Annotated in this window: 14 protein-coding genes; 7 read left to right on the top strand and 7 right to left on the bottom strand. The window is 33.0% G+C overall.

The window, feature by feature from the left end:
* Positions 1 to 49 precede the first annotated feature (49 nt).
* A complete protein-coding gene (locus ABD935_RS08065; RefSeq protein WP_345191318.1) occupies positions 50 to 976 on the bottom strand; it encodes a GYDIA family GHMP kinase in 927 nt (308 codons plus the stop codon).
* Complete coding sequence (locus ABD935_RS08060) at positions 966 to 2,294, bottom strand: hydroxymethylglutaryl-CoA reductase, degradative (RefSeq protein ID WP_345191317.1); 1,329 nt, start codon at positions 2,292 to 2,294, stop codon at positions 966 to 968. Before ABD935_RS08060 ends, ABD935_RS08065 begins: the two co-directional genes overlap by 11 nt.
* Positions 2,295 to 2,536: 242 nt before the next feature.
* Between ABD935_RS08060 and ABD935_RS08055 the strand changes: the two genes are divergently transcribed.
* The 4 genes from ABD935_RS08055 (at position 2,537) to ABD935_RS08040 (ending at position 8,573) form a co-directional block, all read left to right on the top strand.
* Entirely contained in the window at positions 2,537 to 4,771 is a 2,235-nt protein-coding gene (locus ABD935_RS08055; protein WP_345191315.1) for a S9 family peptidase, read from the top strand.
* Between the two features lie 19 nt (positions 4,772 to 4,790).
* Entirely contained in the window at positions 4,791 to 6,176 is a 1,386-nt protein-coding gene (locus ABD935_RS08050) for a peptide MFS transporter (RefSeq protein ID WP_345191314.1), read from the top strand.
* A gap of 59 nt (positions 6,177 to 6,235) precedes the next feature.
* Positions 6,236 to 8,014 (top strand): peptide MFS transporter, encoded by a 1,779-nt coding sequence (locus ABD935_RS08045; RefSeq protein WP_345191313.1) that lies wholly within the window; start codon positions 6,236 to 6,238, stop codon positions 8,012 to 8,014.
* Positions 8,015 to 8,102: 88 nt separating this feature from the next.
* Entirely contained in the window at positions 8,103 to 8,573 is a 471-nt protein-coding gene (locus ABD935_RS08040) for a thioredoxin family protein (protein ID WP_345191311.1), read from the top strand.
* Between the two features lie 3 nt (positions 8,574 to 8,576).
* Here the strand turns inward: ABD935_RS08040 and ABD935_RS08035 are convergent, their stop codons facing one another.
* The 5 genes from ABD935_RS08035 to surE form a co-directional block, all read right to left on the bottom strand.
* The gene (locus ABD935_RS08035; RefSeq protein ID WP_345191310.1) at positions 8,577 to 10,616 is read right to left on the bottom strand and encodes a ComEC/Rec2 family competence protein; all 2,040 of its coding nucleotides are present in this window, start codon (positions 10,614 to 10,616) and stop codon (positions 8,577 to 8,579) included.
* 22 nt (positions 10,617 to 10,638) lie between these two features.
* Positions 10,639 to 11,178, bottom strand: a complete 540-nt coding sequence (locus tag ABD935_RS08030) for a C40 family peptidase (protein WP_345191309.1) — start codon at positions 11,176 to 11,178, stop codon at positions 10,639 to 10,641.
* Between the two features lie 6 nt (positions 11,179 to 11,184).
* Positions 11,185 to 12,297 (bottom strand): lipid-A-disaccharide synthase, encoded by a 1,113-nt coding sequence (gene lpxB, locus ABD935_RS08025; RefSeq protein WP_345191308.1) that lies wholly within the window; start codon positions 12,295 to 12,297, stop codon positions 11,185 to 11,187.
* A gap of 277 nt (positions 12,298 to 12,574) precedes the next feature.
* Complete coding sequence (locus ABD935_RS08020) at positions 12,575 to 12,856, bottom strand: hypothetical protein (protein WP_345191306.1); 282 nt, start codon at positions 12,854 to 12,856, stop codon at positions 12,575 to 12,577.
* Positions 12,857 to 13,651, bottom strand: a complete 795-nt coding sequence (gene surE, locus ABD935_RS08015) for a 5'/3'-nucleotidase SurE (protein ID WP_345191305.1) — start codon at positions 13,649 to 13,651, stop codon at positions 12,857 to 12,859.
* A 175-nt stretch (positions 13,652 to 13,826) separates the two neighbouring features.
* Between surE and ABD935_RS08010 the strand changes: the two genes are divergently transcribed.
* The 3 genes from ABD935_RS08010 (at position 13,827) to ABD935_RS08000 (ending at position 17,748) form a co-directional block, all read left to right on the top strand.
* Positions 13,827 to 15,971, top strand: coding sequence for a carboxy terminal-processing peptidase (locus tag ABD935_RS08010; RefSeq protein WP_425550211.1), 2,145 nt, complete (start codon positions 13,827 to 13,829; stop codon positions 15,969 to 15,971).
* 13 nt (positions 15,972 to 15,984) lie between these two features.
* Positions 15,985 to 17,079: an ABC transporter permease gene (locus tag ABD935_RS08005; protein WP_345191302.1), complete on the top strand. Its 1,095-nt coding sequence runs from the start codon at positions 15,985 to 15,987 to the stop codon at positions 17,077 to 17,079.
* Between the two features lie 282 nt (positions 17,080 to 17,361).
* On the top strand, positions 17,362 to 17,748 hold the full coding sequence (locus tag ABD935_RS08000; RefSeq protein ID WP_345191300.1) for a hypothetical protein: 387 nt from the start codon (positions 17,362 to 17,364) through the stop codon (positions 17,746 to 17,748).
* The last annotated feature ends 118 nt before the right edge of the window (positions 17,749 to 17,866 follow it).

The raw sequence follows: 17,866 nt of genomic DNA, 5'->3' as shown, positions 1-17,866 counted from the left end.
ACATATGTAAATCTTATGTAATATTCTGGTACTATTTAGTCAATGTTCTTTACAAAACCATTTCTTTATAAGGGATAATAGTTCCAAATCCTTTTTTCTTGAAGTATTTTGATGGCTTTTCTTTTGAAGCTACTAAAACAAAATCGCCGCCCCAAGCACCAAGACTTTTTATAGCACCTTTAAAATCATTAAATAAAAGGGCTTTAACGGGCGTTTGTTTTGTTATTTTAGATATGATGGTTTCGTGTTGTGTTATTAAAGTTTCAAAATGGTCTAAAGTATTGCAAGCAATCATTTGAGAAGTAATCTCGTTAATGTTATTAATAGCCAATTTTGAATTTTCCTTATTTTCATGATAATGCTTAATGCCCTTACGACTATTTTGTTTTTTGTTTAAATGAACAAAATATAAGTTTTCAATAAAAACAGGGTTGAAAACTATTTGTTTTACTATGGGTTTGCCGTTTTTTAGCTGAAAAGTAATAGGGGAATTGTATTGTGCACAAGCAATATCATAACCGCTTCCTCCAAACGTGTTTTCTAATAGTTTATGGGCATCTATCTCGGCCCATTGAGCCATATTGTTTATTAATGTTGAAGAAGTGCCTAGCCCCCAATTTTTTGGAAAATCTAATTTTGTAGTAACTCTAAATCCATTATTAGTATTTAAAAAATTTGGATTGAGTTTTTTTGAAGCATTTAGAATTTGTAATAATCTTTCCGATGTTTTGTCATGTTGTTCCGAAACTTTTGGGGTTTCTAGCATCTCATTATTTCTTAAATCGAATGCGTTTTCAAACCAAATCTTACCCTTGTCATCAAAACTTTCCCAGATGAGTTTTGGCTTTCTAATAGGTTCAAAAGTTAAAGATTGCCCAAATTTAGTTGGGATGGCAAGTGATAGCGCGCCATCAAGTACAACATATTCTCCTGTTAATAGCAGTTTGCCGTTGCTGTATAAGGTTTTACTTTTCACTCTTAATTCTTAACGTATTGATAGCTTCAGTAACTGAGCTATGGGTAACGGGATTATTTTTAAAGTGTTCGGTTAGCGTTTGTTTTTCAATGTTACTAGCTTCAAACTGGTTTAGAATATTCATTAAATGCATTTTCATATGTCCCTGCTGAATACCTGTTGTCGTTAAAGAACGAAGTGCAGCAAAGTTTTGAGCTAATCCGGCCACAGCTACAATTTGCATGAGTTCTTTGGCTGTTGGTTTGTGTAGCAGTTCTAAGCCTAGTTTTACTAAGGGATGTAAACCTGTAAGTCCGCCAACCGTACCTAAAGCCAGAGGGATCTCCATCCAAAATGTAAAGATTCCATTTTCAACTTTAGCATGTGTTAGGCTACTGTACCTCCCATTTCTAGAAGCATAAGCATGTACGCCAGCTTCAACTGCTCTAAAATCGTTTCCTGTGGCTAAAACTACGGCATCAATACCGTTCATAATACCTTTATTGTGGGTTACGGCACGGTAAGGTTCGATTTCTGCAATATTAACCGCTTGGATGAATTTTTTGGCAAAGGCTTCACCTGATATGGATTCATTTTCACTTAAGTTTTCAACTTTACAGCTAACTTCAGCACGTACCAAACAATCTGGTACATAGTTGGATAAAATACTCATCACAATTTCAATCTGCTTGTCGTCCTCAGAAAACAAATCAAATAATAAAGCTTCATTTTTAAAAGTTTTTGCAAATTGTTCTAAACATGAATTTATAAAATTAGCACCCATAGCATCTAGCGTTTCAAACGAAGCATGCAGTTGATAATAATTTGGGATATCCGATGTTTTATCGCGCAACTCAATATCAATAATTCCACCACCACGTTTTTTCATATTATTGGTGATATGGTCAGTTTGTTCAACAAGCTTTGTTTTTACGATACTAAAAAAGTGTTTTAACTTTTCAAAATCGCCTTTGTAAATAAAATGGACCTGACCTATTTTTGTAGTTGAAATAACGGTAGTTTTAAATCCGCCCCGTTCTAACCAAAACTTAGCGGCTTTACTCGCAGCTGCTACTACCGAACTTTCTTCAATTGCCATGGGTATGGCATATAACCTATCGTTAATTAAAAAATTAGGCGCCACTCCAAGCGGTAAATAATAATTAGTTATGGTATTTTCAATAAACTCGTCATGAAGTTGTTGCAAGGTTTCGTTATCATTCCAATATTGTTTTAAAACGCCTTTGGCGTCCTCAGTATTTGAAAAATAGGTATCCACAATCCAATCAATTTTTTTTGATTTGGAGAGTTTGGAAAAACCAGCAACAGATTTACTCATAATATGATAATTTGCATTGCAAAGATACTACTCTTGGTATGAATATTGAATAGCCTAGTTACACAAGGGTTATTTAAGTGTTAATAATGATTGTTTTTTGCGTAATTTTTAGTAAACTTGACAACATTTTGTGAAATAAATATTTTTTTTGACGAAACGTCCTTTTTTAAATAATTTAATCAATAATAAAAATGATTAAAAGGATGTTGCATTTGACCTTTGAATAGATATAAATATAATACATGAAACACCTAAAATCCGCCCTATACATTTGCCTTTTTGTTACTACAATTTTATCGGCTCAAACTAAAGAAATCACCCTCGAAGATATTTGGAAAAACGGCACTTTTAGAACAGAAGGTATGGATGTTTTGCATTCTATGGCTAATGGTCAACAGTATTCTGTTTTTAATTTTGATAGAGTTGCTAGAAGCACATCTATTGATATTTATGACTACAAAACACGTGAAAAAGTAAAAACCTTAGTGAGTTCTGCTCAGCTCGATGCATTACCTTATTTTACAAACTACACTTTTAGCGATGATGAGCGTCAAGTTATTTTGGCAATTAACGAAGCATCTATTTATCGTCATTCTATATTAGGGAATTATTATATTTATAATGTTGACAACGAATCTTTAACTTTAATTTCCAAAGAAAAAATTCAAGAACCAACATTTTCTCCAGATGGAAAAAAAGTTGCTTTTGCTCGAGATAATAACCTGTATGTTAAATATTTGAATTCTGGTAAAATCATTCAAATAACATTTGATGGCAAAAAAAATGAAATTATTAATGGGATTGCCGATTGGGTTTATGAGGAAGAATTTGCATTTGTTAGAGCTTTCGATTGGAACGCAGACAGTAATAAAATAGCATTTATAAGATTTGATGAAACCAATGTTCCAGAATTCTCTATGGATATTTATGGCTCGGGACTTTATCAAACACAGCAGGTTTTTAAATACCCTAAAGCTGGGGAGGCAAATTCCGTTGTGTCTCTTCATCTTTATAATTTAGAAACCAAAAAATCCAATGAGGTTAAAGTCGATAAAGGGTATAAGGATTTTTATATTCCGCGTATCGAATGGACAAAAAATCGCGATGTTTTGAGCGCTCAATATATTAACAGATACCAAAATGAATTGGATTTGTGGATGATAAATACAAAAACCAATACCTCTAATTTAGTTGTTGCCGAAAAAGACGAAGCTTATGTTGATGTAACAGATAATTTGACTTTTTTAAAGGATAATAGTTTTATCTGGACTAGCGATAAAGATGGCTATAATCACATATACCATTATGATAAAAAGGGTAAACTAATTAATCAAGTCACTAAAGGCAATTGGGAAGTCACCAATTATTACGGTTATGACGAAAAAAACAATACGATATTCTATCAATCTGTGGAAAATGGTTCTATAAATCGAGATGTTTATGCTGTTAAATTAAACGGACGAAATAAAACGAGGTTGACTAAAAGTGAGGGCACAAATGATGCCGAGTTTAGTGCTGATTTTTCGTATTTTATCAACACGTTTTCAAGCGCAACAAGCCCTCCAGAATACTCTTTAAATAGTGCCGCTTCAGGGAATTTGATAAAAAGCATTAAAGATAATGATGTCTTATCTCAAAACCTTTCAGATTATAAAACATCGAAAAAAGAGTTTAGTGCCATTTATGTAAATGGTAATGATTTAAACATGTGGATGATTAAACCAGCAGATTTTGATGCATCGAAACAGTATCCATTATTAATGTATCAATATTCAGGGCCAGGAGATCAAAAAGTAGCAAATCAATGGAATAATGTTAACGATTATTGGCATCAGTATTTAGCGCAACAAGGTTATATCGTGGTTTGTATTGATGGTCGCGGTACAGGGTTTAAAGGTGCTGCCTTTAAAAAAATAACTCAAAATAACTTGGGTAAATATGAAGTGGAAGACCAAATTTCAGCGGCAAAAAAGTTAGGACAATTACCCTATATTGATGCCAGTAGAATAGGGATTTGGGGTTGGAGTTACGGTGGTTTTATGAGTAGTAATTGTTTGTTTAAAGGCAATGATGTATTCAAAATGGCTATTGCAGTGGCTCCCGTTACCAATTGGCGTTTTTATGATACCATTTACACCGAACGTTACTTAGGTGTTCCACAGGAAAACGCAAGAGGTTATGATGAAAATTCACCAATAAATCATGTGGATAAATTAAAAGGCGATTTTCTTTTAGTGCATGGCTCTGCTGATGATAACGTACATTTACAAAATACGATGCGTTTAGCAGAAGCTTTAATCCAAGCTGATAAGCAGTTTGATTGGGCGGTTTATCCAGATAAAAATCATGGTATTTATGGAGGAAATACGAGACTTCATTTGTATAAAAAAATGACAAACTTTATTAACGAAACGCTTGGCGATAAAACAGAAAAGGAAGAAGGAGCTAAACTTAAAGAAGTAAAGATTAAACGATAACTAACTAATAATAATATTTATGTCAAATTCAACTTCAATTAAACAAAAAGAATTATTTGGACACCCTATAGGATTGTTTGTCCTCTTTTTTACCGAAATGTGGGAACGTTTTTCCTATTATGGAATGCGTGCTATTTTGGTTTTATATTTAGTTGGGCTAACAACCGATGCTAATTCTGGGTTAGGATGGTCTAATGGAGATGCTTTGGCTTTATATGGATGGTATACTATGATGGTTTATGTAATGTCGATTCCAGGAGGGATTATTGCAGATAAGCTATTAGGTCAAAAAAAGGCAGTACTAGTTGGTGGGGTTTTATTAGTTTTAGGACATAGTGTATTGGCAATAGAAGCTATGTGGGCTTTTTATACAGGATTAGTTTTAATAGTTTGCGGTGTGGGTATGCTTAAGCCAAATATTTCTACCATGGTTGGAGGATTATATAAACAAGGTGATATAAGAAGAGATAAAGGATTCACTATTTTTTACATTGGCATTAATATAGGCGCATTTTTGTCAAGTTTAATTGTGGGATATGTTGGTGAAGTTCATGGATGGCATTATGGTTTTGGTTTAGCAGGTATTGGCATGGCAGCTGGTTTAATACAATATGTTGTTGGCCAAAAACATTTGAAACATGTTGGAAATTTTCTTGGAGAATCTAAAAATGCTGAAGAAAAAGAAGCCATGAAAAAACCGCTTACAAAAATTGAAAAAGATAGAGTGGTCGTCTTGCTCCTTTCATTTTTATTAGTAATTGTTTTTTGGGGCGCATTTGAGCAAGCGGGAGGCTTAATGAATATTTATACTTCTGAAAAAACGAATAGAATGCTAATGGGTTGGGAGGTGCCTGCAACATGGTTTCAATCTTTAAATGCCCTTTTTATTGTTGTATTAGGAACTGCGGTTGCAGGATATTGGGCCAAAAGAAAATTACACAACAAAATTTCTACCTCTCTATATAAAATGACTTTAGGCCTAATAATTATGGGGCTAGGTTTCTTTTTTATGACAGCCGCTACAGCACAATTTGAATCTACAGGTTCTTCTGCTATGTATTGGTTGGTATTAGCTTATCTTTTTCACACTGTTGGTGAACTTTGTCTGTCGCCCGTGGCATTATCGTATACTACAAAATTAGCTCCAGTTAAATACGCCTCTTTAATGATGGGTATTTATTTTGCAATGACCGGGTTTGGTAGTAAACTAGCAGGACTTTTAGGAGAATGGTCTGAAAGCCTTGGAGAATATACCATTTTTACTGGTATTGCAGTTTTTTGTGTTGTATTAGGGTTTTTAGTGTTAGCCATAAGAAAAAAATTAGAACATTTAACACATGGCGCTGAAGATGATGAGCATGTAATTCATGATGAAGCAGAAGGCTTCGAATTAGCAGATAATTAAAAATATTCAAAACCCTCAATTTGAGGGTTTTTCTATACTAACCATTAAATGTTCTTTTTATGAATACCGATATTGAAAATCTTTTTAAAGATAAGGTTCTAGGGCATCCAGCAGGATTATTTGTGTTGTTTTTTACAGAAATGTGGGAGCGTTTTTCATTTTATGGAATGCGCGTATTATTAGTTAATTTTTTAACGTTCGCTGTTATTGGTGCTAACCCTGGGTGGGGATGGTCTGCCGAAAATGCAGGGGCATTATTTGGAACCTATGCCATGTTACTTTATATAACTCCGATAATAGGAGGTGTTATTGCAGATAAAATAACAGGTTATCGTTGGGCTGTCGTTATTGGATCCTTGATAATGGCATTAGGGCATGCCTCAATGGCTTTAGAGACAGAGCTTTCTTTGTATTTGGGATTAGGATTGTTGGTAATAGGTACTGGGTTTTTCAAGCCAAATATTACATCAATTATATCAGAAATGTATAAGGAAAAGCCAGAGAAAAAAGATGGTGCTTATACCATTTTCTATATGGGTGTAAATGCAGGGGCTTTTTTCGGGATGATGCTGTGCGGCTATTTAGCTGAAAAAATAGGATGGTCTTATGGGTTTGGATTAGCAGGGATATTTATGCTGTTAGGTACGTTGCAATTTGCGCTATCTGGAAATTTATTCGGAAAAATAGGGAAGAAGCCTTCAAAAGTTTATGAAGTTGAATTGCCTCAAAATATAAATGAAGAGCGCGCAATTGAAAGTGAAGAGGATAGTGGTATTGAAAAATCAAACCCTTTTACAACTTTAGATAAAATTTTAATAGCTATAAGTTCAATAATAGGTTTAGGATATGCAATAAACGACCCTATGTCTAAAATAGCTGGAATAGATATGTTTTCATGGTTTGAAACAGAACATTTAGAAGGTCAATATATTGCTGTTTTATTAGCCTTAGCTTTGTTTTTAGTTCTTGTAATAGGAAGAATACTCAGATATACTGCAGTTGTTAGAGATCGAATGTTTGCTTTTATTATTTTTGCCTTTTTTACAGTTTTCTTTTGGTTGTCTTTTGAGCAAGGCGCATCCTCATTAGTTCTTTTTGCTAGAGATAGTGTAGACAGGGTTTTAATAGGTAATGCAGCAATAACGTTTAATATCGTTAATGCCTTACTAACAGTAATTCCTTTATTAATTATTACTTATGTTTTATATATCCTATGGAAAAAAACTTTTATTAAGATTCCATATTCTAATTTTGTATTGGTTATTTGTTTTTTAGCAATGTGGAGTTTAGTAGGGTGGATGTTAAATAGAGAGTTTTCTGCTGATGTTTCTGAAATTACAGTTTCTTGGTTTAGTATTTTAAATTCCTTTTTCATTATTGTTTTTGCATCTTTTTTTTCTAAATGGTTTGAAAGTAAGTATAATCCAACTGCAGCTAATAAATATGCTTTGGGCTTAATTATCATGGCAATGGGTTTTGGGTTGTTAGCATTTGGTTCTTATGGAGTAGAAGCAGGAGTTAAAGTAAGTATGGCATGGTTAATTTTAGCTTATCTTTTCCATACTTTAGGAGAGCTTTGTTTATCACCTGTAGGTTTGTCTTATGTAAGCAAGTTGGTTCCTGCAAGAATGATAGCATTAATGTTTGGGATGTGGTATTTAGCCATTGCTATTGGGAACAAATTAGCAGCTGTTTTAGGTGGACAAATTGAAAATATTACAAAGGAATATAGTTTATCTACTTTTTTCTTGATTTTTACAATAGTACCATTAGTAGCTGGATTGTTGATATTTGCATTAAACCCAATACTAAAAAAACTCATGCATGGTGTCCGTTAATCGAAAAAATGGTTAAAAAATATTCAAATGGTGTTCGGTTTAGGACATTTTTTGTAAGTTCGGAACAACTTTTGCAACTTAAATAGTCATGAAAAAAATATTATTAACAATGTGTTTGGTCATTTTGATATCGGCCAGCGGTGTTGCCCAAGAAAAATTGACTTGGCATACGGACATGGAAAAAGCATTTGATATTGCTACTAATGAAAACAAAAAACTCTTCTTGTTTTTTACAGGATCAGATTGGTGTGGTTGGTGTATTAAATTGCAAAATGAAGTTTTTAAAACTCCAGATTTTGAAAAATGGGCGAACGACAATGTGGTTTTAGTAGAACTAGATTTCCCAAGAAGAACACCACAAGATGAAACTATAAAAGCCCAAAACAGACAGTTACAAGGCATGTTTCAAGTAAGAGGCTATCCAACGGTATACATTGTTAATCCAGAAAAAAACGCAGAAGGTAGAAAGAACTTAAAAAGTCTTGGTAAAACTGGTTTTGTGCGTGGTGGCGCTCAAAAATGGCTTGCTGTTGCAAACAATATTATTAAAGGAAAGTAGAATTTAATAATCTATAATAAAAGCTCCCTTTTTACTTGTTTGGTGAAAAGGGAGCTTTCTTTTTTTACAAATAGCTTCCCATCGTGCTACATACGATTTATAATTACTTCCGTCGGCAATAATCTGCTGAGGGTTAATAGAATCTATGAGTCGATTCAAATTCATTTTTGGTGATTGCCGGAGTAATACGTAGTCAGGTTTAAGCGATTTAATATTATAAATGCCTAAACTGTCAACTATCAAAAGCGTTTTGTTATTAAGTTGGTAAATAGGGTAAATCGAATCTTCTTTAATGGTTTCAATAAGACTTCCAACGGAATAATCCTTAATAGTATTATTTTTTAATTTTGTTAAGCTGTCAAAATCATGCGATACTAAAATTTTATTGTTTTGTACGTTTCCTAAAAGGCTATATCTGCTTTTATGAAATACAATAAATTCATTTTGTGGGGTATTGTACTTCGTGTAAATCGTACTGGCTTGAGCAACTAATATAAAAACAAGGAAAGCTCTTAACGTTGAATAATTCTTTTTGATTAATAGCCTAACAAACGAAATGATAAGGAAGTATGAAACTAAAACATATAAAAGACTAAATGGAATATCTTTAAATAGAAATGATTCTTGAGTAGAAATCCAGCTTACAAAATCATTCATTAAGCTTATAATACTTCCGTAGATATTCGCCGCTAATTGAGGAAGCATATTTAAAACCGCTAGAATAATAACAAGTATTCCGAAGCTCAAAATAATACCTAAAAAAGGAATAATCACCAAATTTGAGATAAAAAATAGACTCGGAAATTGATGAAAATAAAATAAACTCAACGGAATAATGCCTATTTGAGCAGAAACAGTTACTGTAAACGTGTGCCAATAAATATCAATAATTTTATTCTTAGGTTTCCATAATTTATACAAATATGGGTCGATAGTAACAATCGAGAATACCGCCAAATAACTCAATTGAAAACCAACATCGAACAAGAACAAGGGTTTAAAAAGCAAAATAACAAACATACTTATTGCAAATGTGTTGTAAATATTGGTGGGTCTTTTAAGATTTACAGCAATGGCAACAATACTAAACATAGTTACCGCACGCGTTACCGACGCCGATAATCCAGCTATTAATGCAAAGCTCCATAAAATGCTTACTAGCAATATTGTTTTAATGAGTTTGCCATGTTTAAAACGTTCTAAAGGTTTTAAAACAAAACTTAAGATTAATAAAATAATCCCCACATGCAATCCGGAAACGGCTAAAATATGGATGACACCAGCATTGGTATAACTGTTGTAAACTTCTTCGCTAATGTCTTGCCGTTGCCCCAATAAAAGGGCATTGATTATAGAGAGTTCATTTGGATTAAAATGGTAAGGTTTTAACTTTTTATTAATGTGTTGGCGGATGTTATCAGCTAAGCCAAGTAGTGTTTGAGTGTCAGATTCAACATCAAAAAGCGATTTATTTGTGGCATAGAGTTGATGGTAAATATATTTTTTATCTAAATAATTTTTGTAATTAAATTGATGCGGATTCAAAGGATGCGCCAAATCTTTAAATTCAGTCTTGCTAATAAGAATATCATCAACTTTTAATACAGACTTAAGCGAATCTTTTGGGATATTCAAAAGCGATTTTCCTGTTACTTTTTTGTCATCAACTTGTAGAAGGTCAATCACATATTTGTCATAATAATTACTGGGCTTTAAGACTTCTCTAATTCGAAAAGTGATGGTTTTTAAAGCATCATTTTTTGTTGAAAGCTGATGTGTATAATGGTTAGAGACGTTTTTTTGATTATGAACATTTGTAGTAAGTATCCCAATCGAAATCATTAAACCACAAGCAAAAACACCAAACCAAATAGTTTTTATAAACTGTTTTTTTGCAACTAAATAAAATATAAGAAGAATAGTTAGTAGAGAAGCGGATAAGAGTAAAGAAGCCCTAAACGATATATCCATTAAATAACCAATGAGGATGCCTAAAATGAGGCAAACGGTTAATTTAATTATCGTAAAATTGAGTAATTGCATGAAAGTGTAAGATAAGAATATCTTATAAAATTCTTCGGGCTTCGTGAAAATTTTTAAGCCAGTAGGTTTCGTTTAGCCCAGATATAATAACGCCTTTACTTGTTGTGGCGTGTATAAATTTTATATCATTACCTCTAATGTCAACTACTAAACCTACGTGATTAATTGAGTTTCTTCGGTTTCCAGTTTTGAAAAATAGTAAATCACCTTTAAGTACTTTTTTTAATGAAATTTTATGACCTTTTTTAGCCATGTCTCTCGAAATTCTGGGTAATAAGATATCATGTACTTTAAAAGATTCATAGACCAAGCCAGAACAATCCATTCCCGATTTTGAAGTCCCTGCCCATTTGTAGCGAACCCCTTCAAACTGTTGTGCATAATCTATAATACGTGTTGTTTTGGATTTAGGAAATGCTTCTACTTTTGAGCCACTTTCAGAAGTTTCGATTTTTTTAGTGATGATTTTAGTAGAAGATGTTTTTTTGCTTTTTGACCGTTTTGAAGATTTACAACTGCTAAAGCTTAGGATTAAAATAACGATTAGGACTATTTTCTTCATCTAAAATTAAGTTTTAATAGATTCGTAAATTAATCTTGCTGTTTTTTTGCTAGCCCCTTTTCCACCCAAAGTTTTTTCCAATTCATAATAATCTAAAAACAGGTTTTTGCGTGCTTCAGGGTTTAGGATATGATCCAGTTCTTGTTTGAGTCTCTTTTTATTGAAATCCTCTTGAATAAGCTCCGTAACTACTTCTCTGTCCATCACTAAATTTACTAACGAAATAAATTTTAAAGTGATGATGCGTTTTGCAATTTGGTATGAAATAGCGCTTCCTTTATAACAAACCACTTGGGGGACTTTAAATAATGCGGTTTCTAAAGTAGCTGTTCCAGATGTTACTAGAGCAGCCGTTGAAATACTCAATAAATCATAAGTTTTGTTTGAAATAAACTTGACATCATGAGCTTTAATAAAAGTTTCATAAAAACTATAATCCTGACTAGGGGCGCCTGCAATTACAAATTGGTATTTAGGATAATCATTAATCAAACTTAGCATTACAGAAAGCATTTTGGTTATTTCCTGTTTTCTGCTTCCCGGTAATAATGCTATTATGGGTTTGTCTCCTAATTGGTGGTTTTTTCTAAATTCAAATTCTCCAACTTGTGCTCTATTTGCAATGGCGTCAATTAAAGGGTGTCCAACAAATGTAACATGATAACCGTGTTTTTTGTAAAACGGTTCTACAAAAGGCAAAATGACATACATGGCATCAATATCGCGTTTTATGGCTTTCACTCTGCTGGCTCTAGAGGCCCAAACTTGTGGCGAAATATAATAATGAGTTCTAAAACCTTCTTGTTTTGCCCACTTGGCTATGCGTAAATTAAATCCCGAATTATCAATAAAAACAATAACATCAGGCTTGAAATTTTTAATATCTTCTTTGCAAATAGAAAAGTCTTTAAAAATTTTCGGAAGATTCATAATCACTTCTATAAAACCCATAAAAGAACGCTCTTTATAGTGCTTTACTAGTTTGCCGCCAACAGCTTGCATGAGGTCGCCACCCCAAAATCTAATATCTACATTTACATCTTCATTTTGCAATGCTTTCATTAGGTTTGAGCCATGTAAATCGCCTGATGCTTCTCCAGCAATAATGTAATATTTCATGGGTCTTAATCTCTGGTTACAGAAGTTAATAGGTTATTTAATATTTGTATGTTTGGACTGAATAACAAATAACTTATGTCTTATTTAATATTTATAATGGTTTAATTTGTTTAGTCTGTATATTCCTATATAGAGTTGACCGTTTTTTTAGTTATTAAAAACACCCCTAAAGTCCCCTCAAGGGGACACCACTCATGACTGATTATTCAAAACTCACAGCCAACATCAGTCATCAGTCATCCGTCAATGTATTTTCTTCCCTTTGCGCGACATGTTCTCAAAACAACTTAAATACAAAAGTGAAAACAGCAATAAAAACCGTTATTAATAGCACTCCTCTGGCACGGTAATCTTGTTTCTTTTTTATAAAAACAAAAAAGGCGACTAAATTTAAAATAGCCCCTAAACTTATTAGTTTTCCTAAAAAGCCTTCATCTGCGGCAGCTTTAACTACTGTTAAGAAGTCATCACCTTGTCCTAATAAGGTAGCTGCAAAATATAAACCGATGGCATTAGCAATTAAACCTACTAATATCCCTATAAAAATATCTTTTTTCATTTATGCTGAATTTGTTTCAGTATCATTTAAATTCCAGGTATTTAAGTCTTTTATAAAGTGGTGCGCGGTTAAATCAAACTGAGCAGGAACTACGGAAACATAATTGTTTTCAAGTGCCCATTCATCAGTGTCTTCACCATTATCTAGATTAATAAATTTTCCGGTAAGCCAGTAATAATCTTTTCCTTGTGGTGTTTGGCGTTTGTCAAATTCCTCAACCCAATTCGCTTTAGCTTGTCTGCATATTTTGATGCCTTTTATGTGCTCTTCTAAAATATTTGGAATATTTACATTTAGAACAATGCCATTAGGCAATCCATGTTTTAAAACATTTTCGGTTACCGCTTTAACATAAGGTTTCGAGGCTTCAAAATTAGCATTCCAAGTATAGTCTAATAATGAAAATCCAATAGCAGGAATACCTTCAATGCCTGCTTCAATAGCAGCACTCATAGTTCCGGAATAAATAACATTTATGGATGCATTTGAACCGTGATTAATCCCAGACACACAAAGGTCTGGTTTTCTATCTAGAATTTCTCTAATAGCCAGTTTTACGCAATCGGCAGGTGTGCCAGAGCAACTATATTCTTTTTGAGGGCCATTATCTACAAAAACCTGTTCAGCATATAAAGTAGAGTTTAATGTAATGGCATGCCCCATACCGCTTTGTGGGCTATCTGGCGCTACCACAACCACATCTCCAAGTGTATTCATAACACTAATTAAAGTTCTAATGCCAGGCGCATTTATGCCATCATCATTTGTAACTAGTATAAGTGGTTTTTTTGTCATTTATAACGTTATATAACACCGCTAAAATACATAATTTCGTCAGGAAACACCTAATTTCTTCGGTTTAACAAAAAATTAGTAACGATTGCCTTTATTGGCATGGTTTTTTCTTTATTTTAGTAGAAATTATGTTGTGCTTTCAATAGCTGCTAAATTTAAATAGATGAAGAATATTATGAAAAGGAATTATAAAGTACTGTCGTTATTGCTACTTCTTGCTTTTGCATCTTGTAGTTTTACCTCAAAAAAATTCAGTAATCCAGATAAAGATAAATTATTAATTCAAATTATAACCTTTGTTTTAGAACAAGGTCATTTTGATCCTATTGCTATGGATGATGCCTTTTCGGAGGAATTATTTAAAGATTATTTGGAAATTATAGATCCTGTTAAAAGGTATTTTTACGAATCTGATTATAATGATTTTGAGAAGTACAAACTAACCATTGACGATCAACTTAAAGCTACTGATATTACATTTTTTAATGTGGTTAATGAGCGCATGTTGAAGCGTATTGAAGAAGCTAAAGCCATTTATAAAGAAGTACTCTCACAACCTTTCGATTATAGCTTAGATGAAGCTTTTGATACAAATTACGAGAATAGTGCGTTCGTGAAAAATAGAAAACAGATGAAAGAACGCTGGAGACAACAGCTCAAGTTTTCTACACTTTCTAATTATGATGATATATATAAACAAGAGAAATTAGCTAAAGAGAATGACGCGTCTTATGTCATGAAGACCGAAGCACAAATCGAAAAAGAAGCTAGAGAAGCTACGTTAAAATCTATAAATATATTTTTTGAGGATTATATTGATGATCAGCGACGCGAAGATTGGTTTGCTATTTATGTGAATACGATTGTTGAAGAGTTTGATCCGCATACCTATTATTTGGCACCTAGAAATAAAGAAGATTTCGATCAGCGTATGTCTGGCAAATTGGAAGGTATTGGTGCTAGATTGCAAAAGCGTATGGACTATATTAAAATAGTTGAATTGATTTCTGGTGGCCCAGCTTGGAGAAGTAAAGAGCTTGAGGTTGAGGATATTATTTTAAAGGTGAAGCAGGAAGATGAAGAGTTTCCTGTAAACATTGTTGGTATGCGTATTAATGATGCTATAAAGTATATTAAAGGTCCAAAAGGCACAAAAGTGACACTTACCGTTAAAAAAGTGGATGGTACGCTTAAAGATATTGTTATTACTAGAGATATTGTAGAGTTGAATGAAACCTATGCAAAATCATCCATAGTTGAAAAAGACGATAAAAAGTTTGGAGTCATTAATTTGCCAGCGTTTTATGTAGATTTTAAAGATTATAAAAATGTGAACGCCGCAAAAGATGTAAAGAAAGAAATTGAGTATTTAAAGGCAGAAGGCATGGAAGGTTTGGTGCTAGATTTACGTAATAATGGTGGTGGCTCATTGCCGGCCGTAGTAGATATGGCGGGCTTATTTATACAAGATGGCCCTGTGGTGCAAGTGCGTTCTACGGGCGAAGCTAAAGAGGTTTTAAAAGATAGAGATAAATCTATTTCTTGGGATGGCCCTTTGGTAATTCTGGTGAATGAAATTTCGGCATCTGCTTCCGAAATTATGGCAGCAGCCATGCAAGATTATAAACGTGCTATTATTATTGGTAGCAAACAAACCTATGGAAAGGGTACCGTTCAAAATGTGATTAATTTGAATAATATGCTAAGAAATAACACCAGTGGCGATTTAGGTGCTTTGGCATTAACGGTTCAAAAGTATTATAGAATTAACGGTGGCTCTGTTCAGTTAGAAGGTGTTAAAAGTGATGTGAAAGTTCCAGGTCGTTTCAGTTTTATTGATGTTGGTGAAAAGGATAAAGACAACCCGTTGCCTTGGGATGAAATCTCTGCAGCAACCTATACGCCATGGGAAAATGACTTTGATTATAATACCACTATAAAAAATAGTGAAGATCGTATGGTTAACAATGAGCAGTTAAAACTTATTGAAGACAATGCAAAATGGGTTAAGAGTAAGATTGACGAAACGGTTTACTCTCTAAACTATAAAGCCTATAGAGCTCAAATTGAGGCTAACGAGCAAGAGTCTAAAAAGTTTGATGCGATTTCAAAGTATAAAACCAATTTAACATTTGATTCGCATAGTTATGAAAAGAACCTTTTTGAACAAGATACTACAGACTTAAAAGAAAAACGTCAGCGTTGGCATGAAAGCTTAAGTAAAGATGTTTATATTGAGGAAGCACTGAATGTGTTAGAAGATTTAAAAACATCGTATCCTATTAAAAAAGTGGCTTCTACTGTAAAGGTTAAGAATTAAGCGCATTTAAAGAATGAGTCATAAATCAAACTCACTTAAACAACTAGCGCTCCAAAAGTTTAAAAAGAACTTCTGGGGCGTTTTTAGTTTCTATTTTATTGTTTTTGTTGGGGTGGTTTCTGTGTTTGCTTATGTGTTTGCGCCAGATAATTCGCAGTATGCCAATCAAATGCATTTGGCAATTCATTCTAAAAAACCAGGGTTTAAAGTAACGATGCTCACTATTCCATCGCAAATAGAAGCAGATCAAAGTGGTTTTGATAAGATTTTCTTCGGAAGAAAAAATACAGATACCGAAACTCCTATTTCAGATTACAGTATTAAGGAAGGTGTTTTAATTTATAAAGAATATGCTTCTGATGGGTTAGAAGGCTCAGAGAAAACAATCCTTATTAATAAGTTCCCTAACCATTCAGTGGCTCAATTTATAAAGGAAAAAACCTTTTTATTTGGAACTGATAAATACGGTCGTGATTTATTGAGCCGCGTTTTGGTGGGGGCAAGAATTTCCTTTTTTATTGGTTTTGTAGCAGTTTTTATTTCGCTTATTATTGGTGTTTTCATGGGGAGTCTTGCTGGTTATTTTGGTGGAAAAGTAGATGCTGTTATTATGTGGGTTATTAATGTTACGTGGTCCATACCTACCTTATTATTGGTTATTGCAATAACCTTAGCCTTAGGTAAAGGGTTTTGGCAAGTGTTTATTGCGGTAGGGTTAACCATGTGGGTAGAAGTGGCTAGGGTAGTGCGTGGTCAAATAATAAGTGCCAAAGAAATGCAATATGTAACTGCTGCCAGAGCTTTAGGTTTTAATGATTATAGAATTATAACCAAACATATTTTACCAAACATTATGGCGCCTGTTATTGTGATTTCTGCTGCTAATTTTGCAGCAGCCATTTTAATTGAAAGCGGACTTAGCTTTTTAGGTATTGGAGCGCAGCCGCCTATGGCAAGTTGGGGTGCTATGATTAAAGATCACTATAATTATATTATTCTCGGGAAACCCTATTTAGCTATGATTCCTGGACTTTGTATTATGAGTTTGGTTATGGCGTTTATGATGATAGGGAATGCCTTGAGGGATGCTTTGGATGTGAAGGGGTAACGTGTGTTTGTATAATATGAGTTACTTGATTAGGACCTAATTTAGTATTGTTTTTTTTAGCTTAGTTCTTCTTAAGTTTGTCTTTTATTAAATAATTCTTGAATTGTAAGATTTTCATCAGCAGTTTTAACATAATAGTCTTTAATAAAGTCATTGTATTATTTTGCTGTATTTCATTGCTCACATAGAATAAATATCAGGATATAATTTATTTAAACTGATAATTCTCATTTCAAGTTGTTGGTAAAACAAATACATTTAGTTGTACATAGAAAATTTATCATGAAAGCTATAGACAGGAATTTAAAACTAGTCACATTTTTTTTTGTAACATTAATGTTATTGCAAAGCTGCACTGTTTATAAAACACCATCTGTAACACTTGATGAAGCGTCCAAATCTAATTCTAAAGTTCGAGTTAAGACTATTGATAATCAATCTCTAAAGTTTGATAGGATTCAAGTTGCTGATAACAAAGTTTATGGAAGTTCGATAATTAATAGAGAAATGATTATAACAACAATTGAAAAAGATAATATAGAAAAAATTCAACTTAAGGATAAAACGACGTCGACTATTTTAACCATTGTAAGTCTTGCAGGAGTTACTCTAGGTATGTTTGTTTTAATAATAGAAAGTAGTTTAAATCATATAGGTTCTAGTAATTAGGTAAATTATATTTAAAAAAAACAAACTACAATTTATAATGATACTCTAATTAGGCACTTTCAGAAGTAAGTCCAAAAACTATTCATTTTTAAAAAGGATTGGAGTATTATTCATATTT

It is taken from the genome of Algibacter agarivorans, assembly GCF_039543245.1.
Taxonomy (GTDB): domain Bacteria; phylum Bacteroidota; class Bacteroidia; order Flavobacteriales; family Flavobacteriaceae; genus Algibacter_G; species Algibacter_G agarivorans.
This window is presented reverse-complemented; position numbering and strand designations above follow the sequence as displayed.